The 19840-nt window shown below is 75.1% G+C and carries 16 protein-coding genes; 6 read left to right on the top strand and 10 right to left on the bottom strand.

Annotation, left to right across the window (positions count from 1 at the left end):
• Positions 1-49: 49 nt before the first annotated feature.
• The 3 genes from CLV92_RS11305 to CLV92_RS11295 all read left to right on the top strand — a co-directional run bounded on the left by CLV92_RS11305 (position 50) and on the right by CLV92_RS11295 (position 3198).
• Entirely contained in the window at positions 50-1171 is a 1122-nt protein-coding gene (locus tag CLV92_RS11305; RefSeq protein WP_211291059.1) for a hypothetical protein, read from the top strand.
• A 185-nt stretch (positions 1172-1356) separates the two neighbouring features.
• Positions 1357-1899 (top strand): universal stress protein, encoded by a 543-nt coding sequence (locus tag CLV92_RS11300; RefSeq protein WP_158257207.1) that lies wholly within the window; start codon positions 1357-1359, stop codon positions 1897-1899.
• Between the two features lie 108 nt (positions 1900-2007).
• Complete coding sequence (locus CLV92_RS11295) at positions 2008-3198, top strand: phosphatidylinositol-specific phospholipase C1-like protein (protein WP_104432928.1); 1191 nt, start codon at positions 2008-2010, stop codon at positions 3196-3198.
• 59 nt (positions 3199-3257) lie between these two features.
• On the opposite strand, the gene CLV92_RS11290 is transcribed toward CLV92_RS11295, so the two are convergent.
• Together CLV92_RS11290 and CLV92_RS11285 are read right to left on the bottom strand one after the other, a co-directional pair.
• Positions 3258-5597, bottom strand: a complete 2340-nt coding sequence (locus tag CLV92_RS11290) for a SpoIIE family protein phosphatase (protein ID WP_104432927.1) — start codon at positions 5595-5597, stop codon at positions 3258-3260.
• On the bottom strand, positions 5594-6220 hold the full coding sequence (locus CLV92_RS11285) for a biliverdin-producing heme oxygenase (RefSeq protein WP_158257206.1): 627 nt from the start codon (positions 6218-6220) through the stop codon (positions 5594-5596). Before CLV92_RS11285 ends, CLV92_RS11290 begins: the two co-directional genes overlap by 4 nt.
• Positions 6221-6351: 131 nt before the next feature.
• Here CLV92_RS11285 and CLV92_RS11280 point away from each other — a divergent pair, with 131 nt between their 5' ends.
• Complete coding sequence (locus CLV92_RS11280) at positions 6352-6963, top strand: hypothetical protein (protein WP_146099496.1); 612 nt, start codon at positions 6352-6354, stop codon at positions 6961-6963.
• A 70-nt stretch (positions 6964-7033) separates the two neighbouring features.
• Here the strand turns inward: CLV92_RS11280 and CLV92_RS11275 are convergent, their stop codons facing one another.
• On the bottom strand, positions 7034-7918 hold the full coding sequence (locus tag CLV92_RS11275) for a diacylglycerol/lipid kinase family protein (RefSeq protein ID WP_104432924.1): 885 nt from the start codon (positions 7916-7918) through the stop codon (positions 7034-7036).
• 320 nt (positions 7919-8238) lie between these two features.
• Between CLV92_RS11275 and CLV92_RS22875 the strand changes: the two genes are divergently transcribed.
• Positions 8239-11652: an ATP-binding cassette domain-containing protein gene (locus CLV92_RS22875; RefSeq protein WP_104432923.1), complete on the top strand. Its 3414-nt coding sequence runs from the start codon at positions 8239-8241 to the stop codon at positions 11650-11652.
• A 39-nt stretch (positions 11653-11691) separates the two neighbouring features.
• Here CLV92_RS22875 and CLV92_RS11265 read toward each other — a convergent pair whose 3' ends face one another.
• Together CLV92_RS11265 and CLV92_RS11260 are read right to left on the bottom strand one after the other, a co-directional pair.
• On the bottom strand, positions 11692-12102 hold the full coding sequence (locus CLV92_RS11265) for a hypothetical protein (RefSeq protein WP_104432922.1): 411 nt from the start codon (positions 12100-12102) through the stop codon (positions 11692-11694).
• A gap of 84 nt (positions 12103-12186) precedes the next feature.
• The gene (locus CLV92_RS11260; RefSeq protein WP_104432921.1) at positions 12187-13146 is read right to left on the bottom strand and encodes an SMP-30/gluconolactonase/LRE family protein; all 960 of its coding nucleotides are present in this window, start codon (positions 13144-13146) and stop codon (positions 12187-12189) included.
• Positions 13147-13223: 77 nt separating this feature from the next.
• On the opposite strand from CLV92_RS11260, the gene CLV92_RS11255 reads away from it, so the two are divergent.
• Positions 13224-13784, top strand: a complete 561-nt coding sequence (locus tag CLV92_RS11255; protein WP_104432920.1) for a flavin reductase family protein — start codon at positions 13224-13226, stop codon at positions 13782-13784.
• Between the two features lie 31 nt (positions 13785-13815).
• On the opposite strand, the gene CLV92_RS11250 is transcribed toward CLV92_RS11255, so the two are convergent.
• The 5 genes from CLV92_RS11250 to CLV92_RS11230 all read right to left on the bottom strand — a co-directional run bounded on the left by CLV92_RS11250 (position 13816) and on the right by CLV92_RS11230 (position 19636).
• A complete protein-coding gene (locus CLV92_RS11250; RefSeq protein WP_104433052.1) occupies positions 13816-14802 on the bottom strand; it encodes a LacI family DNA-binding transcriptional regulator in 987 nt (328 codons plus the stop codon).
• A gap of 50 nt (positions 14803-14852) precedes the next feature.
• On the bottom strand, positions 14853-15887 hold the full coding sequence (gene yjfF / locus CLV92_RS11245) for a galactofuranose ABC transporter, permease protein YjfF (RefSeq protein ID WP_104433051.1): 1035 nt from the start codon (positions 15885-15887) through the stop codon (positions 14853-14855).
• Positions 15887-16957 (bottom strand): ABC transporter permease, encoded by a 1071-nt coding sequence (locus tag CLV92_RS11240; protein ID WP_104432919.1) that lies wholly within the window; start codon positions 16955-16957, stop codon positions 15887-15889. Before CLV92_RS11240 ends, yjfF begins: the two co-directional genes overlap by 1 nt.
• Entirely contained in the window at positions 16954-18528 is a 1575-nt protein-coding gene (locus CLV92_RS11235; protein WP_104432918.1) for a sugar ABC transporter ATP-binding protein, read from the bottom strand. The genes CLV92_RS11240 and CLV92_RS11235 overlap by 4 nt, the downstream gene beginning before the upstream one ends.
• 115 nt (positions 18529-18643) lie before the next feature.
• Positions 18644-19636 carry an ABC transporter substrate-binding protein gene (locus CLV92_RS11230; protein WP_211291058.1) on the bottom strand — a complete coding sequence of 331 codons (993 nt, stop codon included), beginning with the start codon at positions 19634-19636 and terminating at the stop codon, positions 18644-18646.
• Between the last annotated feature and the right edge of the window lie 204 nt (positions 19637-19840).

The following is a 19840-nucleotide window of genomic DNA, read 5'->3' as shown; positions in this document are numbered from 1 at the left end:
GCGGGGGCAACGCCCGGGGGTGGTGGCCCGGTCCGCGAGGATGACGGCCGTGGACGGCGAACGGGACGGCACGGACGGCGACGGCACCGGCGACGACGGCACGAGCGCTGAGGGCCCCGGCGACGTGCTGCTCGGGATCGTCGCGGCGCCCGGAACCCCCGCGGACCTCGCGACGAGGCTGCAGGCCGACGTGACGGCCGACCTGCAGCGGGAGCTCCCCGCGGCCCGCTGGCGCGTGGAGGTCCTCTCGGACGGCCTCGTCACCCCGCCCGCCGACGACTCCGAGGTGGTCGCGGCGGCCCGCCAGCGCATGCTCGCCCACGACTGGGACCTCACCGTCTGCCTGACGGACCTGCCTCTGCAGGTGGCGCGCCGGCCGGTGGTCGCCCACGCCAGCCCGGTGCACGGGGTGGCCGTCGTCAGCGTCCCGGCGCTCGGGGCCGTCGGGCTGCGCGCCCGGGTGCGGCAGACGCTGGTCGCGCAGGTGCGGACACTGCTGGGCGCGGATCCGGAGGACCCGGCGGATGCGACGGGCGGGCGCCTGCACCGCCGCCTGCGCGAACTCAGCGACGACGACGAGGCCGGCGGCGACGGCGTGAGCTACACGGCCCGGGTGCTGTCGGGCAACCTCCGCCTCCTCGCCGGGATGGTCCGGGCCAACCGGCCCTGGCGGCTGGCGGCTGGGCTCTCGCGGGCGCTGGCCGCGGCGGTCGCCACCGGGGTGTTCGCCCTCATCACCCCGGACGTGTGGCGCCTCGCCGACGCCTTCGGTCCGCTGCGCCACACCGGCGTCGCGGTCGCCTCCGTCGCCGGCATCGCCTGCACCCTCGTCGTCGGGGCCGAGCTCTGGGAACGCAGCTCCTCGCCGCGGGCGCGCAAGCAGGTGGTGCTGTTCAACCTGGCGACGACGGCCACCATCGTCATCGGTGTCGCCACCCTCTACGCGGCGCTGTTCGTCCTGTCGCTGCTCGCCGCGGCGGTGCTGGTGGTACCCGCCCTGCTCGCCGGTGAGCTGGGCCACGGCGTCGCGCTGGGCGACTACCTGGAACTGGCGCTGCTGACGAGTTCCCTCGCCACCGTCGGCGGTGCGCTGGGAGCCGGGCTCGAGAGCGACGAGGCCGTCCGGCAGGCCGCCTACAGCCACCGCGCGGGAGGAACGGCCCAGCCCTGAGACCCGGTCCTGAGACGCGGGGCGGGCGTGCGGGGCGGGCGGGCGGGGCGGGCGTGCGGGGCGGGCGGGCGGGCGGCAGCGGGAACCGCGCCGGACAGCCGGGCGTTACCCGCTGGACACGTCCGTGCCGGATGCTGCAGGTGGAGCCGTCCCGAGGGGGTGACGGCCTCGAGGGAGGAGGCCCCGTGGCCCCGTCGGGTTCTCCGGTGCTGGTCGGCATCGACTTCTCCAGCGACTGCGCAGCGGCGCTGCGCTGGGCGTGGGGGCAGGCGCAGGAGCGCGGCGCACCCCTGGTCGCGGTGACCGTGTGGGAGTACCCGCGCAGGCCGCCGGCCGTGGGCGGGGTCCCGCTGGGTGGTTTCCCCTCTCCCGCCGAGCGCCGCGAGCAGGTGGAGGAGGCGCTGGCGGCGGTGGTGCGGGCGGCGGGTCTGCCCGATCCGGTCCGTCGCGAGACCGGTTCTCCCGCGGTGCTGCTGCGCGCGGCCCGGCGCCACGAGATCACGCCGCTGGCGCGGGGCGCCGCGATGCTCGTGCTGCCCGGCGAGGTGCGCGACCAGGACACGGACTTCCTCACCGGGGAGGTCCGCCGGGAACTGGCCTCCGCCTGCGGCTGCCCGGTCGTCCTGGTGTCCGCCGGTTCCCCCGCGGGCACCGGCGAGGTCCCCGCGGGGGAACCGGTCGTCGTCGATCTGCGCAACGACCACCGCGCGGAGCTCGCGGGCTGCTAGGACGGGAACAGCACCATCGGAGGGCCCCACCCGTCGTGGTGCGGACACGGCAGCACACCGGCGTGCTGCCGGGCGTGCGGCCGCGCCGCACCGACGGAAGGAACCCCCGTGAGCACCTCCACCCGTTCCCGCGGCGCCCGCCTCGCCGCCGCCGCCGCCGCCACCGCCCTCGCCGGGGCCGTGCTGGCCGTCTCCCCCGCCACCGCCTCCCCCACCGACCGGGGCGCGGTCGCCGCTCCGGAGGGCCACGGCGACCAGGGCCTGCGCCTGCACCACCTGCAGGTGGTGGGCAGCCACAACAGCTACCACCGGGAACTCCCCCGCGACGAGCAGGCCCTGCAGGTGCACTTCCGCCCCGAGGCGCGGGACCTGTTCTACTCCCACGCCGACATCCCCGTGCAGCTGGAGCAGCAGGCCGTGCGGAGCCTGGAACTGGACCTGTTCCCCGATCCCGCCGGCGGGCTGTACCGGCACCCGCTGCTGCGAAAGGTGGCAGGCAAGGGGCCGCTGGCGGACCCCGCGTGGTCGCAGCCGGGCACGAAGGTCCTGCACATCGCCGACTTCGACTACGGCACCACCTGCGTGACGCTGCTCCGGTGCCTGCGGGAGGTGGAGGCCTGGTCCGAGGCGAACCCGGGCCACGTCCCGCTGCCGATCCTGCTGGAGCTGAAGGAGTCCGACGACGCGGTGGAGGCCTTCGGCGGCGTGCAGTCCCCGCCGTGGGACGCCGCACGGCTCGACGCGCTCGACGCGGAGATCCGCTCCGTCTTCGGGGAGGAGGACATGATCACCCCGGACGACGTGCGCCGGCCCGGCAGGACGCTGAACGAGTCCGTGCTCGCCGGCCGGTGGCCGCGGGTGGCCGAGGCCCGCGGGCAGGTGCTGTTCCTCCTCGACAGCGAGCCCGGCCCCGTGCGGGACGCCTACCGGGCGGGGCGGCCGAGCCTGCAGGGCCGGGTGATGTTCACCAACGGCGAGCCCGGTGCCCCCGACACCGCCTTCCTCCGGCGCAACGACCCCGCGGCCGACGGGGCGGAGATCGCCGCGCCGGTCCGGCAGGGCTACCTGGTGCGCACCCGCGCGGACGTGCCGCTGCGCACGGTCCTCACCGGCGACACGACGCAGCGGGAGGCGGCCTTCGCGAGCGGTGCCCACGTGGTGAGCACCGACTTCCCGGCCGCCGGGATGGCCGCCCGCTACGGCAGCGACTACGTCGCCCAGCTGCCCGGTGGGGCGGTGGCGCGCTGCAACCCGGTGACCGCGCCGCGCCGCTGCGCCCTGGCGGTGCCGGAGCCCTGATCCCGAGGTTGCGGCCCGGGCCGGCGCCCCGCGGGCGCCCCGCGGGCGCGGCGCTGCGTTCAGCCGGCGTCGTGCCCGCGGCGGCGCACCGCCAGCACCGTGGAGTCGTCGTCGGCGGGGCCCGGCACCGTCCGCACCAGCCCCTCCACCCACGCGCGCAGCGGCTGCCCGGGCGCCGGGGGCTCGGACTGCACCCGCGAGCGCAGCAGTTCCAGGGACGCGTCCAGCGGCTGCGCCCGCCGCTCCACGAGCCCGTCGCTGTAGAGCAGCAGCAGCGCCCCGGTGGGCAGGTCCAGGGTCAGGGACGTCGCCGTGCCGGTACCCACGCCCAGCAGCGGCCGCGGCGGGGCGAGCAGCAGGTCGGCGCCACCCGCGTGCAGCATCAGCGGCGGGGTGTGCCCGGCGTTGGCGAGCTCCACGCGGCCGGTGGCGGCGTCGACGACGGCGACGACGGCGGTGGCCATGTCCTCGCCGAACTGGGTGGCCACCAGGCGGTCGAGGCGGTCCAGGCACTGCCCCGCCGGGTGGCCGTCGAGGAGGTAGACGCGCAGGGCGGTGCGCAGCTGCGCCATCGCGGTGGCCGCCTGCACCCCGTGCCCGGCGACGTCGCCGACGACGAAGGCGACCCGGCCGCCCGACAGCTCCACCGCGTCCCACCAGTCGCCGCCGAGCTGGCTGCCCTGGGCGGGCTCGTAGCGGGCGGCGACGTCGAGGCCCGCCAGCTGCGGCGAGGCGTCGGGGACCACCGCGCGCTGCAGGGACTCCGCCAGCGTGATCTGCTCGCGGACCCGACCGACGAGGAGGCTGTTGAACTGGTTGCCCAGCCGCTCGGCCGTCTGCGCCTGCCAGCGGTTCCAGGGCAGGCTGCGCCCGCGCACCACCTCACGCCACTTGTCGAACGACTTGCGCGGGCTCAGGCGCACCCCGGGGCCCTCCGCGGCGGCGAGCGCCTTGTTGTGCGGGTCGCCGCCCCAGTCGACGACCTCCACCTGCTCCGGGCGCAGCCACAGCAGCCACCACTGCCGCCCGAGGCCGATGCGCAGCGCGCCCGCGGCCGTCGCGGCGTGGGCGGCGCCCTGCGGCAGCAGCGAGGCGACGTGGTCGGTGAACGTGGGAGCGCCGTCCGTGCGCGCGAGGACCGCGGCGAGGGCGTGCAGGGCCTCGGCGTCGGGAACCCGCCCCGCCGTCCGCAGCACCTCGCCGTTCCACAGGGCGGCGCCGCGCGCCCCGACGAGCTGCAGCAGCCGCGGATCGGCGAGCAACGACTCCCCCGGCGGCCGCCCGCTGCCCGCGACGTCCGACATCAGCGCGCTCAGCAGGTCGTGCGCCGCGAGGGCCGCCTCGCGCTCCTCAGCGCCCTCCCGGTCGGCGATGAGCTGCGAGGCCACCTGACCGAGGAACTCCGCCGCGGAGCGCGCGTCGTAGGTGGGCCGGTGCGGGCCGGAGTAGTGGTGGCAGGCGATGAGCCCCCACAGCCGGCCGTCGTGCATCAGGGACACCGACATGGAGGCCGTGACCCCCATGTTGCGCAGGTACTCCACGTGGATGGGCGAGACGGAGCGCAGCACCGAGTGCGACAGGTCCAGGGGCGCGTCCGTGGCCGGGTCGACGCCCGGCACCAGCGGCGAGGGGACGTAGCCGACGTCGACGATCAGCCGCGTCCAGTTCACCTCGTACAGGCGCCTGGCCTGCACGGGGATGTCGGTGGAGGGGTAGTGCAGGCCGAGGAAGGAGTTGAGGTCGTTGCGGCGCTCCTCGGCGACGACCTCCCCGTTCCACTCCGCGTCGAAGCGGTAGACCATCACCCGGTCGAACCCGGTGAGGGCGCGCACCTCCGCGGCGAGGCCCCGGCACAGCTCGCCCACGCCCGCGCTCATCGTGAGCCGGGCCATCGCGGCGCGGGTCGCGCGGTAGGAGACGGCGTGGCCGGTGCCCGGGGCCACGGGCTCGACCTCGACGACGAGCCGACCACCGCTGGGGTGGGCGATGACGTCGACCTCCCGACCGGCGAGCTCCCCCGCGGGACCCAGCAGCCGGGTGCGCAGCGGCTCGGCGGTCATGGCCCGCACGGAGGCGGCCAGGACCACCTCGGCGGCCTCGCGGCCCAGCACCTCGGCGAGGGGCCGCCCGAGCAGCTCCTCGGGCCGCACGCCGAGCAGCGCCGTGGCGCTCGCGGAGGCGACGACGACGTCGCCGCCGGCGGGGTCGACGGCCAGCAGCACCCCGTGGGGTTGGACGGCCCCGGGGACGTGGATGGGCTCGCGGTCGCAGTTCGTCAGGTCCACCTGCCCGTAGGCGGGCACGTAGGCGGGCGCCTCCCCCGGCGCTCCCGGGGAGGCGAGGAGGGGCGACGCCTCGGCGCGGCCCACCGGCCGGGGCGCCGACGCTCCGGGGCTCATCGGGCGGCCTCCACGGCCGGGGCGACCCACTGCTCGAACAGCTCGAACGTGGCCAGCGCGGCGGCGGCGGCCTCCGCTGCGGCCCCGGCGGGCAGGGCGTCGACGGCGCGCATCGTCTCCCGCCAGCGGGCCCCCGCTCCCGGCAGGCCCGTCAGCGAGGTGCACGCCTGCGCCGGGACGCCGGAGCGCACCGCGACGTCGCGGATCACCTTGCCGCCCAGCGTCGAGCCGTCCAGCACGTAGCAGACGCCGAGCGCCTGCGCCCGCGAGCGCAGCGGGGTCACCGGCTCGCAGCGCGGCAGCGCCGCCACGTCCGCGGGCGTCGCCCCCAGGGCGATCAGGTCGGCGGCGACCAGGTCGGCGCGGCGCCGCGCGGCGGGGTCCGGCAGGGCCAGGTCGTGCCCGGCCCACGCGGCCAGCGCCGCCTCCAGGGGCTCCTGCACGCCCAGCAGCCGCATCAGCCACATTCGGTGCACCGCTGCGCCCCACCCGGCGGACAGCACGCCGAGGCGTTCCTCCAGCCTCCGGTGCGCCTCGGAAGTGGCCGAGCGCACCGCCGTCAGCGGCGAACGCGGGCTCTGGCCGGTCCGGGGCGAGGGGGTGCGGTGGGACGTGGACTGCACTGTTCCACTCTTCCCCATCAGCCCGCGCGGCGCTCGGTGCGCTCCGCCCGCAGGCGCTCCGGCCGCACCGCACCGGCGCGCGGGAGGGGGCCCCGTGCGCGCGGGCGGCGGCGGCGGGCACAGTGGCGGGCGTGGACCTCAAGCCCTACGCGGACCTGCCGGGGATGCGCGCCCGGCAACTGCTCGGCGACGCCTGCTGCCTGCTGTGGGTGCTGGCCTCCTGCTGGGCGGGCGTGCTGGCCCACCGGGTCGTGTCCTCCCTGGCCGAACCGGCCCTGCACGTCGCCGAGGGCGCGGGTGGTCTCGCCGACCAGCTGCGCGACGCCGCGGGCACGGTCGGCAGGATCCCCCTGGCGGGCCGGGAGCTGGAAGGCGCGCTCTCGGGAGCAGCCTCGCGCGCCGACTCGGTGGCGGCGGCAGGTCAGCAGCAGGCCGAGCTCGTCGCGGACGTCGCCCTGCTCAGCGCGCTGGCCGTCGCCCTCGTCCCGTCCGTGCTGGCGCTGGCGCTGCGGGTTCCGCGTCGCCTGCGCTACGCGCGCCGGGCCGCGGCGGCGGAGGCGCTGGCGCGCCGTGGCGGCGCCGAGCTGCTGGCGCTGCGGGCGCTGGTGGGCAGCCCACCGGAGGCGCTGGCCCGGGTGGGGGCCGACCCGCTGGCCGGGTGGCGGGCCGGGGACCCGCAGGTGGTGTGTGCGCTGGCGGCGCTGGAGCTGCGCCGCCTGGGCCTGCACTCACCGCTGTCCTGACGGCCCCCGCCGGGCCGCCGGGGTCGCCACCGCGCGGGCTCCCCGGGACGGCCGCAGCGGAGCGCCGCGCTCAGCGCACGATGTCCAGCGCGCCGCGCACGCAGCGGACGGTGACCTCGGCGCCCGCGTCGAACTCGTGGACCTCGCCGTCCATCTGCAGCGGCATCGGCGTCTCGGTCGTGAAGACGTACGGCTCGGAGCGGGTGATGAACTCATGCTTGCCGGAGACCACCCGCAGGAAGCTCGCGAGCAGCTTCAGCTTGTTGCGGTGGCGGATGAGCAGGCTCTCGTAGCGGCCGTCGGTGGTGGAGGAGTCCTCGGCGAGGGTCGCGTACTTCGCCATCCGGCCGATGTTGGCGAACACGAGGCTGTCGAGCTTGATGCGGTTTCCGTCGTGGGTGATCGACAGGGGCCGGTAGCGCCAGAAGCTGCGCACCACCAGCAGCGTCTCCTTCACCGCGTCGAGGTCGTGCTGGTTGAGCTCGGCGGCGGCGACGGGGGTGATGCCGAGGCCGACGTAGGAGTGCGCGTAGCGGGGCTCCTTGCCGGGCGTGCTCACCTCCAGCAGGTCCATCGGGGACACCGCGCCGGCCACGACGGCGTCGACGAGGGGGCGGTGCTGCACCGCGTTGGCGTGGTCGTTGGCGTTGCCGGAGGCCAGCACGGCCGCCACCCCGGCTCCCGGCGAGCGGCGGCGGGCGCGCATCACGCCGTTGACGACCTCGTGGTAGCCGCCGTCACCACTGGCGGAGACCACCAGCGTCGCGGGGTTCTGGGCGATCGCCTCCTCCGCGAGCTGCTCGGCGTGCCCGGCGTGCTGCGTCTCCGACAGCTCGACCGCGGTGCCCGGCAGCCGCTCGCTGAGCTGCTCGCACAGCTCGCGGGCGTTGCCCGGGCCGTCGCCGGTGCTGTTCGGGTTGAACACGATCACGACGCGGCCGAAGTTCGTGCTCACGTGCGGCTTCCTCCTGCGCTCCTCCGCCCCGGCGCGGATCACCGCGGGCAGTGGCAGGTTCGCACGGCGGCGGGTCGGCGGCCATCGGGAGGCGCTCGACCGGCGGCCCGCCGACGCCGCGACGGCGGGCTGTCGGAGCCCTGCCGGTGCCCTGCGGGAGCCCCGCCGGAGCCCTGTCGGAGCCCTGCCGGTGCCGCGTCCGCGTGGACGGGCGGGTGCGGGCGGAGCGGAAACTCGAAGGCGCCGCGGGCACCGCGCTGGCTAGCGTGCCCGGGGAGGCGAGCGGGAGGTGCCCGCTGCGCGACTCCGCTGGAGGAGACGTGCGAGCGCGGGCGGGGTTGCCTGGCCGGCGTCGGCTGCGGAACCGCGGGGCCGCCGCCGTGGCGGTGCTGGCGGTGGCCGCGGCGGCGGCGGAGACGGCGGGGGCCGTCGTCGCCGGCCGGCTGGCCACGGGACCGGGCTGGGCGCCGGTGGGAGTGCTGGCCGCGCTGCTCGTGGGCGCCGCCCTGGCCGACACCGCCGGCCGCGCCGTGCTGGCGGGTGTGGTGGGCCGCGCGGAGCGGGCCCTGCGCGCGGACCTGCTCGACGCCGCCGTGCACCAGCCGCTCAGCGTGCTCCACGAGCAGGCCGTCGGAGAGGTCCTCGACCGCGTGGACGACGATCCCGCGCAGGTGGCGAACCTGGCGCGCGGGGCCGGGTGGGAGCTGGCGAGGGCGCTGCTGCGGGCGGTGCTGGCCTGGGTGGTGGCGGGGCTGACGTGGTGGGTGGCGTGGGTGGCCTTCCCGCTCGCCGCGGCCGCGGCCCTGCTGGTGGCCCGGCCCCTCACCCCCGCCGTGGCCGCCCGCAAGGAGGCGGAGGAGGCGGCCTGGTCCCGGCACGCGGCGCAGCTGGAGGAGGCCGTCGCCGGACGTGACGACGTGCGCTCCTCGCTGGGGCAGCCGCTGGTGGTGCGCCAGTACGCGGAGCTGGCCCGCGGGGTGCTGGACCGGGTCCGCGCCACCTGCGCGGCGTCCACGGTGGTCGCCCTGCGCACGGGCCTGGTGCTGCACGGCCTGCTGGCGGGCCTGGTGCTGGCGGGGGTGTGGCTGGTGGGGGCGGGCGGCCTGCGCCTGGAGGAGCTGCTGGTGCTGTGGCTGCTGGCGAGTTCCTTCATCGGCCAGCTCTCGGGGGTGACGCACCGGCTGCCGGAGCTGCAGTCGGGGCTGGGGGCGCTGGCACGGGTGCGGCAGCTGCTGGGCGCGGAGCGGGAGGACACCGCCGGGGAGCCGCTGCCCGCCGGGACGACGTGCGCGCTGGTGGGCCGGTCCGGTGCGGGCAAGTCGACGCTGGTGCGCTTCCTCTCCCGCGCCGTGCAGCCGCCGCCGGGGACGGTGCTGCTTGCGGGGCGGGACGTGACGGGCGTGGCCCTGGAGGACCTGCGCCGGGCGGTGGGCGTGGTGACCCAGCGCACCGAGCTGCTGTCGGCGACGCTGGCGGAGAACATCACCCTCTTCGCCGACGTGCCGCGCGCGCAGGTGGAGCGCGCGCTGGACGCCCTGGGGCTGGGCTCCTGGGCGGCGTCGCTGCCCGCGGGCCTGGACACCCGCCTCGGGGTGGGCGGCACGACGCTGTCGGCCGGGGAGGAGCAGCTGGTGGCCTTCGCCCGGCTGCTGGTGCGGGACGTGGCGGTGGTGGTGCTGGACGAGGCGACGGCGCGGATGGACCCGCAGACGGAGCAGCGGGTGACGCGGGCGGCGCAGCGGCTGCTGGCCGGTCGCACGGGTCTGGTCATCGCCCACCGGCTGTCCACCACCAGGCGCTGCGACGCGGTGGCGGTGCTGGACGGCGGCCGGCTGGTGCAGCACGGTCCGCGCGCGCAGGTGGCGTCGCAGCCCGGGCCGTTCCGCGACCTGCTGCGGGCGGCGGGCCCCGACGCGTCGCTGGACGGGGTCGAGGGGCTGGACGGGGTCGGCGGGGAGCCGGCGCAGGGGCCGGCGGGCCGGGGCGAGGTTCCGGGGGCCGCGGTGCTGGTGCGCTCGGTCCGCCGCCGGGAGCGCAGCAGCGCGCAGCCGCTGCGCCCCTCGCTGGCCCGGTCGGTGCTGCGGTTGCTGGCGGCGCACCCGCAGTGGGGCCTGCTGGGCGCGGTGGGCTTCCTGGCCACCGCCCTGTTCAGCTCCCACGGCGTCCTGACGGGGTGGCTGTGGGGTCGTCTGGTGGCCGGGCTGGACGCCGGGGAGGAGCCGTGGTTGCCGGCGGGGTTGCTGGCCGCGGGACTGCTGGCGGTCTCGGCCGCGACGGCCTTCGCCTTCCGCGTGTACCCGCTGTGGTGGGTGGCATGCCTGCTGCGGATGCGCCTGAACGTGCTGCGCGGGCAGACGATGCAGCGTCGGCTGCGGCGCACCCCGCCCGGTGAGGTGGTCGCGCGGGCGCTGGACTCCGAGCGGTTGGTGCTCTACGCCGACCGCTGGGTGGACGTGGTGATGGGGGCGCTGCTGGTGGCGGGGACGGCCCTGCTGGGTGGCAGCGTGCTGGTGGCGGTGGTGCTGGGCGGGATCCTCGTGGTCTCGGCGCTGGCCTCGGCGGCGGGGGCGCCGCTGGCCGGTTCGGCTGCGCGGCTGGCCGGCGACGAGCGCGCCGAGCTGGGGCGGGCGATGGCCTCGGCGATGGAGGCGGCGCGCACGGTGAAGCTGGCCGCGGCGACCGCGCCGGTGGTGGCCCACCTGGAGGTCGTGGACGCCCGGCGCGTCGCGGCGTCCGTGCGGGAGCACCGGGTGCGCTCGCTCCTGGAGGGGGTTCCGGAGGTGCTGTGCCAGGCGGGCATCGCCGCGGCGTGGAGCGTGCACGTCGCGGGGGTGTGGGAGCTGCAGACGGCACTGCTGGTGACCACGGCGCTGGGCGGCTTCGGCTGGTTCGGCGCGGTGGCGGGTGCGGCGGTGACGGAGGCCCCGGTGGCGCGGCGGTGGCTGCAGGCGGCGTCGGAGCTGGCGGGCGACCGGGACCTGACGGTCCTGCCGGCGGGGGTGGACCTGCCGCGGGGGCGGGCCCCGCAGCCGGCGCGGTCGGCGCGCATCCCGCTGCGGCGGCTGTCGCTGGAGGGGGTCGCGGCCGTCCACGACGACGGCACGGTCGGGGTGGAGGACGTGGACCTGACGGTGGAGCGCGGCTCCCTGGTGCTGCTGGCCGGGCGGGTGGGCTCGGGCAAGTCGAGCCTGCTCGCCAGCCTGGCGGGCCTCGTCGACCACGAGGGGACGCTGCGCTGGAACGACGAGGAGGTCACCGACCCGCAGGTGTTCCTGCGTCCCGGTCAGGTCGCCTACGTCGGGCAGGTCCCGCGGGTGCTGTCGGGTTCGTTCCACGACAACGTCACCCTCGACCACGCCCGGGAGGCGGCTCCCGCGCTGGCGACGGCGCAGCTGGCCCTGGACGTGGAGGGCGCGGGCGGGCCGACGGCGCTGGTGGGGCACCGGGGGGTGCGCCTGTCCGGTGGACAGGTGCAGCGCCTGGCACTGGCGCGGGCGCTGGCGACGGAGGCGGAGCTGATCGTCGCCGACGACGTGTCCTCGGCGCTGGACGCACGCACGGAGCTGGAGCTGTGGGACGCGCTGCGCCGCCGCGGCAGCACCGTGGTGGGCTCGAGCTCCAAGCGCTCGGCCCTGGAGCGCGCCGACGTGGTGGTCGTCCTGGAGGACGGGCGGGTGGCGGCGACGGGGCGCTGGTCGGAGCTGGCCGGGCGCTGGGGGCACCTGGCGGGGTGAGGTCCCCGGCCCGGCTCGCGGGAGCCGGGCCGGGCTGCCTCAGCGGGCGGCCACCCAGCGCCGGGCCCGCCCGTCCCAGCGCAGCCGGGGGGCGTGGTGCTCCTCCTGCGCGGCGCTGCCGTCGTCGGCGTGCCGGGTCGCGGCGGCGTCGTGGGCGGCGCCCCTGCGGTCGCGGGGGGATCCCGGGGCCCGGCCGGTGGGGCCGCTGCCGGCGCGCTCCTCCTGGTGCCGGGCCACCGACGTCCAGGAGACCCGCAGCGGGGAGGTGTCGACCACCTCCAGCCGCCCGTCCCGGGCGAGCTGGCGCACGCGCGCCGGGGACAGGCCGAGGGCGCCGGCCGCCTCGGCGGCGGTCACGGCGGAGCTGACGGGCGCGTCGGGCGTAGCGGTGGTGTCGGGGGGAGCCGGGGTCTCGGAGGCGATCGGGTGGGCGTCGGGTGTGGACGTCACACGCAGATGGTGCCCCTCCCCGCGGCGGATGGGAACCCGAAACCGCCGCCGCCGGTCGCGCCGGTCCGGGCCTGCCGCGAGCGCTCAGGCGGTCCGGGAGCGCGCCACGGTGACCGCGTCGGTGGTGGTGGTGCGGATGCGGTACAGGCTGGTGGTGGCGGTGACGTAGAGGGTGCGCCCGTCGTCGCCGCCGAAGCAGACGTTGGAGACCACCTCGGGCACGGGGATCCGCCCGATGCGCTCCCCGGCCGGGGAGAACACCTGCACGGAGTCGGCGCTGGAGGTCCAGACGTTGCCGTCGACGTCGACGCGGAAGCCGTCGGGCAGCCCCGGCGAGACCTCGGCGAAGGTGCGCCCGTTCTTGCAGTGGCGCCCGGCGTAGACGTCGTAGACGTGGAGGGCGTGCCCGCCGGGCCGGGCCGGATCGACCACCCCGGTGGGCGGTTCCACGGAGGAGTCGGCGACGTAGAGGAGCGACTCGTCCGGGGAGAAGGCCAGGCCGTTGGGCATCTCCACGTCGATGACGACGGGATCGACGTGGCCGGTGGCGGGGTCGAGGCGGAAGACGTAGTGGTCGCCGTACTCGCACTCCCCCGGGTGCCCTTCGTGGGCCTTCTTGATGCCGTAGGAGGGGTCGGTGAACCAGATGGTGCCGTCGGACTTGACCACGACGTCGTTGGGCGAGTTGAACCGCACTCCGCGCCAGGTGTCCACGAGGGTGCTCACGCCGCGGCCGGTGTCGCGCTCCACCGCGCGCCGGCCGTGGGAGCACTGCACCACGTGGCCGTCGAGGTCGAGGGTGCGCCCGTTGGTGAACTCCGCGGCGTCGCAGTAGACGCTGGTCTCCCCGGTGTCCTCGCTGAACTCCAGGATGCGGTTGCCGGGGATGTCGCTGAAGCGCACGCAGCGCCGGTGCGGCAGCCACACGGGCCCCTCGAGCCAGGTCCCGGCGGTGGCGACGCGTTCCAGGCGGGCGCCCTGCGCGAGCGGTCCGGTCGGCTGCGAACTCGCGGAATCCTCTGCGGCGGTGGTCACGACGGACATCCTGCCGCGCCGGGTCCTCCGTCCGGTGCCGGCCCGGCCGCGGTTGCCTCCGGGGCGCTCCGACGTAGGGTCGCGGGGTGGACCCGGACAGCGAAACCCCCGGCGGGCACATCCACTCCGGGCATCCGTTCCTGCGCCCGGAGGCGCTGCGCGACCCGGCGCGGCGGCTGCGTGGGCGCCTGCCCGCACCGGTGACCCTGTGGACCGCCGCGCACGGCGGTGAGCGCGCGGGGCTGACCGTCTCCTCGGTGCTGGTGGCCGAGCCGGGCGAGCTCGTCGGCGTCGTGGGGGACGAGACGGACGTGCTGGACGTCCTGCAGCGCAGCGGCGCGTTCGCCGTCACGGTGCTCGACTGGTCGCACCGCGGCCTCGCCGACGCCTTCTCGTTCCTGGCCCCCGCGCCCGGCGGCCCGTTCACCGTGGCCGACTGGGAGGAGACGGCGTGGGGTCCGGTGCCGGCCGGGGACGTGACCTGGGCGGGTTGCCGGGTGCGGGGTGTGCGCGAGCTCGGCTACGGCCGTCTCGTGGAGGCCGGCGTCGAGCACGTGCACCTGGCGGAGGAGCGGGCCGGGGCCGCTGCCTCCGGCGGGCGGGACCCGCTGGCCTGGCACCGCGGGCGGTACCGGCACCTCGACTGAGGGCCGTTGCGGGTCCGGCCCGCCCGCGGGTTCAGCGGCGGGGTCGCCGGGCGGTGCTCGCCCGCACCACCAGTTCGAGCTCCGGGACGGGGGGGACCTCGGCGCCGCTCTCGGTGATCATGGCGTCGAGGATCCGCACCGCCCGGCGCCCCGCAGCGTGCAGGTCCTGCCGGACCGTGGTCAGCGGCGGGATGGTGAACTCCGCGATGGGCATGTCGTCGAAGCCGACGACGCTGACGTCCTCGGGAACCCGCATCCCCGCCTCGGCGAGGGCGCGCAGCGCACCGAGCGCCATCTCGTCGTTGGCGGCGAACACCGCGCTCACGGCGGGCGAGGCCGCGAGGACCCGCCCGGCGGCGTAACCGCTGGCCGCCGACCAGTCCCCCCGCACCGCCTGGGGCGGTCGCAGCCCCGCGGCGACGAGCTCGTCACGCCAGCCCTCCTCACGGGCCCGGGCCTCCGGCCACGCCGTGGGGCCCGCGATGTGGCCGATCTCGACGTGCCCGAGTTCGAGGAGGTGCCGGGTGGCCAGGCGCGCCGCCCCGTACTGCTCGGTGTCGGAGGGCGAGAGGGCCGTCTCGAGCTCGCCCACGCAGACGACGAGGGGGACGCCCACGTCGTGGTTGCGGACGAGCTCGAGGGCCTCGTCGTTGCCGACGATCATGATGATGCCCTCGACGTGCTGGTTCAGCAGGTGGTCGACCGCGCTGGCCAGCTCCTCCCGCGAGACGGCGTCCAGGCTCACCGAGCTGACGAAGTAACCCGCCTGCCGGGCGGCGTGGTCGACGCTGCGGTGGATGGTGTCCGGCCCCCACAGGCCACCCTCGGTGCCGATGACACCGATGGTGGCCGTGCGGGTGGTGACGAGCGTGCGGGCCGCCTTGTTCGGGCGGTAGCCGAGGCGCTGGATGGCCTCCTCGACCCGCCGGCGGGTCTCGGGCCGGATGTGGTCCTGCCCGTTGACGACGCGCGAGACGGTCTGGTGGGAGACGCCGGCCAGGCGCGCGACGTCCGCCATGACCGGCGGGCGGCGGCCTGCGCCCCCGCCGGTCCCGACGCCGGCCCGCTTCATTGCCGTCGTCGCAGGGCGGCGCGCTGCAGCACGATGAACGCGAGGAGGAGAGCGCCGATGAAGATCTTCGTCCACCAGGAGCTGAGCGTGCCGTCGAAGTTGATCAGCGTCTGGATGGTGCCGAGGACGAGGACGCCCAGGAGGGAGCCCACGACGTAGCCGGCGCCGCCGGCGAGCAGCGTGCCGCCGATGACGACCGCGGCGATGGCGTCGAGCTCCATGCCGACGGCGTGCAGGGCGTTGCCGGAGAGCATGTAGAAGCTGAACAGCAGACCGGCCAGCGAGGCGCAGAACCCGCTGATCGTGTAGACGCCGACCTTCACGCGGGCGGTGTTCAGGCCCATGAGCATGGCCGAGTGCTCGTTGCCGCCGACGGCGTAGACGGTGCGCCCGAAGCGGGTGCGGTGCAGCACGTAGGCCGCGATCGCGAGGACCGTCAGGGCGATGACCACGCCGTAGGTGATGACGATGTCGCCGGGGAGGGTGACCGCCCCGCCGGACATGCCGCGGAACGTCTCGTCCTTGATGGAGATGGACTCGGCGCTGATGAGGAACGCGAGGCCGCGGGCGAGGAACATGCCGGCCAGCGTGACGATGAAGGGCTGGATGTCGAATCGCTGGATGATCAGGCCCTGGAGGAGGCCGAACACCGTACCCGTGGCGAGGACGAGCAGGACGATCAGCGGTGCGGGCAGCCCCGCCTGCAGGCCCCAGGCCGCGACCATCGTGGACAGCGCGACGACCGAGCCCACCGAGAGGTCGATGCCGCCGGTGAGGATGACGAAGGTCATGCCCACCGCGAGGACGATGAGGAACGAGTTGTCGATGAGCAGGTTCGCCACGGTCTGCGCCGTGCCGAAGTTCTCGTAGCGCGCCGCTCCGGTGCCGAACATCAGCACGAAGAGCACGAAGGTGGCCAGCACCGGCAGGAGCCTCGGGGGCACGAGCGATCCCTTGGTGGCCGGCTTGCGCACCGGCGCGACCGGGTCGCTGGTCGTCGCGGGCGTCGGGGTGGTGACGTTGGCACTCATCACTGGCCCACCTTCGAGGGGACGGGAGCGGGGGCGGTCGGCCGGATCGCGGGGGTGGGGGGCTTGGGCCGGCGCACGAAGCGCGCCCGGAACTTCGGCGCCTGCATGAGGCAGACGGCGAGGACGACGGCGGCCTTGAAGACGAGGATCGCCTGCGGCTCGATGCCGAGGTTGTACACGGTGGTGGTCAGCGTCTGGATGACGAGCGCCCCGAGCAGGGTGCCGGCCAGGGAGAACCGGCCGCCCGCGAGGGAGGTCCCGCCGATGACGACGGCGAGGATGGCGTCCAGCTCGATCCACAGACCCACGCTGTTGGGGTTCACCGAGTTGACGTTCGAGGTGATCATGAGCCCGGCCACGCCGGCGCACAGGGCCGCGAAGACGTAGACCATCCACACGATCGTGCGGGAGCGGATGCCGGCGAGGCGGCTGGCCTCGGGGTTGATGCCGACCGACTCGATGAGCATGCCGAGCGCGGTGCGGCGGGTGATGATGACCAGCCCGATGAACACGGCGATGCTGATGAGGATCGACACCGGCAGCAGGACGAACCCGGCGCCGACGACGGAGAACGCCTCGTTGTTCACCGTGATGATCTGGCCGTCGGTGATGAGCATCGCGATGCCGCGCCCGGCGACCATGAGGACGAGCGTCGCGATGATCGGCTGGATGCCGAGAACGGAGACCAGGAAGCCGTTCCACACGCCGAGCAGGGCGCACGCCACCAGCGCGATCGCCATGCCGATGAAGGCGGCCCGGGCGCTGGCGGGGTCCGGCGCCGCGACGATGTAGGTGGTGGTGATGGCCCCGACGATCGCGGCGGTGGCACCGACGGAGAGGTCGATGCCGCGGGTGGCGATGACGAGCGTCATGCCGAGCGCCACGAGCAGGGTCGGCGCGCCGTTGCGGAGGATGTCGATGAGGCTGCCGTAGAGGTGCCCGTCGCGCAGGGTGATGCTGGCGAACGACGGCCGGGCGATCACGTTGACCACGAGCAGCGCGACCAGCGCGACGATCGGCCAGAGCAGGCCGTTGGTGCGCAACTTGCCGAGGGGGGTGCTGGTGCTCACGATGCGTTCCTCTCCAGGGTGGAGCCATCGCTGTGCGACGCGATGAGCGACATGACGTCGTTGACGGAGGCGCTGCGCCCCTCGAGCTCCGCGATCTTCTGGCGGTCGCGCAGCACGACGACGCGGTCGGAGATGCGCAGGACCTCCTCCAGCTCCGCGGAGATGAAGATGACGGCCATGCCCTCCGCGGCGAGCGTGGCGACGAGCTTCATGATCTGCGCCTTGGCGCCGATGTCGATGCCGCGCGTGGGCTCGTCGAGGATGAGCAGCTTGGGCTGGGTGACGAGCCAGCGCGCGAGGATGACCTTCTGCTGGTTGCCGCCCGAGAGGTTCCTGATCAGCGCGTCCGGGTTGGCCGGGCGGATGTCGAGCAGCTCGATGTACTTCTCGATGAGCTCGTCCTTGAGCCGGCGCGGGACGGGGCGCGCCCAGCCGCGGGAGGCCTGCATCGCCAGGACGAGGTTGTCGCGGATGCTCAGGTCGGCGATGAGGCCCTCGCCCTTGCGGTCCTCGGAGGCGAAGGCGATGCCGGCCGCGATGGCGTTGCGCGGGTTGCGGATGCTCACGGGCTTGCCGTCGACCTCGATGGTGCCGCGCTCGGGGCGGTCGGCGCCGAAGAGCAGCCGCACGAGCTCGGTGCGCCCGGAGCCGAGCAGGCCCGCGAGGCCGACGACCTCGCCGGCATGGACGTCGAGGTCCATCGGCTCGATGGACCCGACACGGCCGAGGCCGCGGGCCCGCAGCGTCGGTACCCGGGAGCTGTCCGCCTCGTGGCTGGCGGTCATGCGGGCGAGGGCGTCCATCTCGCCGAGCTCGCGGCCGATCATGGCGGAGATCAGGTCCAGGCGGGACAGCTCCGCGGTGAGGTACTCCCCCACGAGCTTGCCGTTGCGCAGGACCGTCATCCGGTCGGAGATCTCGTAGACCTGGTCGAGGAAGTGGGAGACGAACAGGATCGCGGTGCCCTTGTCGCGCAGCGTGCGCATGATCCGGAACAGCTCCGCGACCTCGTCGGCGTCGAGGCTGGAGGTCGGCTCGTCGAGGATGAGCACGCTGGCGTCGACGGCCACGGCCCGCGCGATGGCGACGAGCTGCTGGACCGCGATCGGGTGGGTGCTCAGCGTCGAGGCCGGGTCGATGTGCAGGCCGATGCTGGTGAGGACCTCACGGGCCCGGGCCCGCATGGCACGCCCGTCGATGGCGCCGGCCTTGCGCGGCTCGCGGCCGAGGAGGATGTTCTCCGCGACCGTGAGGTTCGCGCAGAGGTTGACCTCCTGGTACACCGTGCTGACGCCGGCGGCCTGGGCCTCGGCGGGACGGGCGAAGGACACCGGGGCACCGCCGACGCGGATCTGGCCGGAGTCGATGGTGTAGACGCCGGTGAGCGCCTTGATCAGGGTGGACTTGCCGGCGCCGTTCTCGCCCATGAGGGCGTGCACCTCGCCCGGCAGCAGCCGGAAGTCGACATCCTGGAGGGCCTTGACCCCCGGGAACTCGATGGAGATGCCTCGCATCTCGACGACCGGCGCCCCGGTCGATGACGGCTTCTGCGCCGTCGCAGCCTCGGTCATGGGCCTGCCTTCGCTTCTTCTGGGTATGGGGACGGCCCCCACCACCACGTGGTGGTGGTGGTGGGGGCCGCGTCGGGGGCTCGCTCGTGGTGCGGGGGGCTCAGTGCCCTCGCACTCAGTACTCGCGAGTGGGCAGGGCCTCCTTGGCCTCAGCCTGGGTGAAGACGGTCTCCTCGGTGAGGACCCGCTTGGGGACCTCCTCGCCGGCGACGACCTTCTTGGCGAGGTCCATCAGCTGCGGCCCGAGGAGCGGGCTGCACTCGACGATGTAGTTGATCTTGCCGTCGGCCAGGGCCTGCATGCCGTCCTTGACCGCGTCGACGGAGATGATCTTGATGTCCTCGCCGGGCTTCTTGCCGGCCGCCTCGATGGCCTCGATCGCGCCGAGGGCCATGTCGTCGTTGTGGGCGTAGACCACGTCGATGTCGGGGTGGGACTTCAGGAAGGCCTCCATGACCTCCTTGCCGCCGGAGCGGGTGAAGTCACCGGTCTGCGAGGCGATCACCTTGATGTTGGAGGCCCCGGAGATCGCGCTCTCGAAGCCCTCCTTGCGGTCGATCGCGGGAGCCGCGCCGGTGGTGCCCTGGAGCTCCACGACGTTGGTCTCCTCGGAGCCGACCTCCTGGACCAGCCAGTCGCCGGCCTTCTTGCCCTCGAGCACGAAGTCCGAGCCGATGAAGGACTCGTAGAGGGTCTCGTCCTCGGCGTCGACGGCGCGGTCGGTCAGGATGACCGGGATGCCGGCGCGCTTGGCCTCCTGGAGAACGGCGTCCCAGCCGGTCTCGACCACCGGGCTGAAGGCGATGACGTCGACCTTCTGCTGGATGTAGGAGCGGAGAGCCTTGATCTGGTTCTCCTGCTTCTGCTGCGCGTCGGAGAACTTCAGCTCGATCCCGGACTCCTTGGCGGCCTCCTGGATCGACTTCGTGTTGGCGGTGCGCCAGCCGCTCTCCGCGCCGACCTGGGCGAAGCCCATGGTGATGCCGTCGTCGGCGCCCTTGTTGTCGGACGCGACATCGGGGGAGCTGCTACCGCAAGCCGCCAGCGAGCCGATGAGAACCGCGCTCGTTGCAGCGGTCAGGAACTTCTTGAGCACTGTCTCCTCCATCGCAGATCAGGCGCCGGCACCATGGGCTCGGCAGTGGTGATTGCCTCGCTTCCTGCACGACCGTCGTGCGGGCCGGGCCACCTGATGTCGATTGTGAGCGCTCACAACGCGCGGCGTCAAGGACATCCCGCACATCAGGTGCGTCTTGACCCGAACAGCCGAGCCTCGTATGTTCGCGCTCACATCCAGCAGGCCGGATCGGCC

The organism is Kineococcus xinjiangensis, assembly GCF_002934625.1.
Lineage (GTDB): Bacteria > Actinomycetota > Actinomycetes > Actinomycetales > Kineococcaceae > Kineococcus_A > Kineococcus_A xinjiangensis.
This window is presented reverse-complemented; position numbering and strand designations above follow the sequence as displayed.

Excerpts from the sequence above, each read along its gene's own strand:
- CLV92_RS11290 (WP_104432927.1), bottom strand. The coding sequence starts at position 5,597 with ATGAGCCCCGGAGCGTCGGCGCCCCGGCCGGTGGGCCGCGCCGAGGCG.
- CLV92_RS11260 (WP_104432921.1), bottom strand. The coding sequence starts at position 13,146 with ATGTCCGTCGTGACCACCGCCGCAGAGGATTCCGCGAGTTCGCAGCCG.
- CLV92_RS11250 (WP_104433052.1), bottom strand. The coding sequence starts at position 14,802 with ATGGCGGACGTCGCGCGCCTGGCCGGCGTCTCCCACCAGACCGTCTCG.
- yjfF (WP_104433051.1), bottom strand. The coding sequence starts at position 15,887 with ATGAGTGCCAACGTCACCACCCCGACGCCCGCGACGACCAGCGACCCG.
- CLV92_RS11235 (WP_104432918.1), bottom strand. The coding sequence starts at position 18,528 with ATGACCGAGGCTGCGACGGCGCAGAAGCCGTCATCGACCGGGGCGCCG.
- CLV92_RS11230 (WP_211291058.1), bottom strand. The coding sequence starts at position 19,636 with ATGGAGGAGACAGTGCTCAAGAAGTTCCTGACCGCTGCAACGAGCGCG.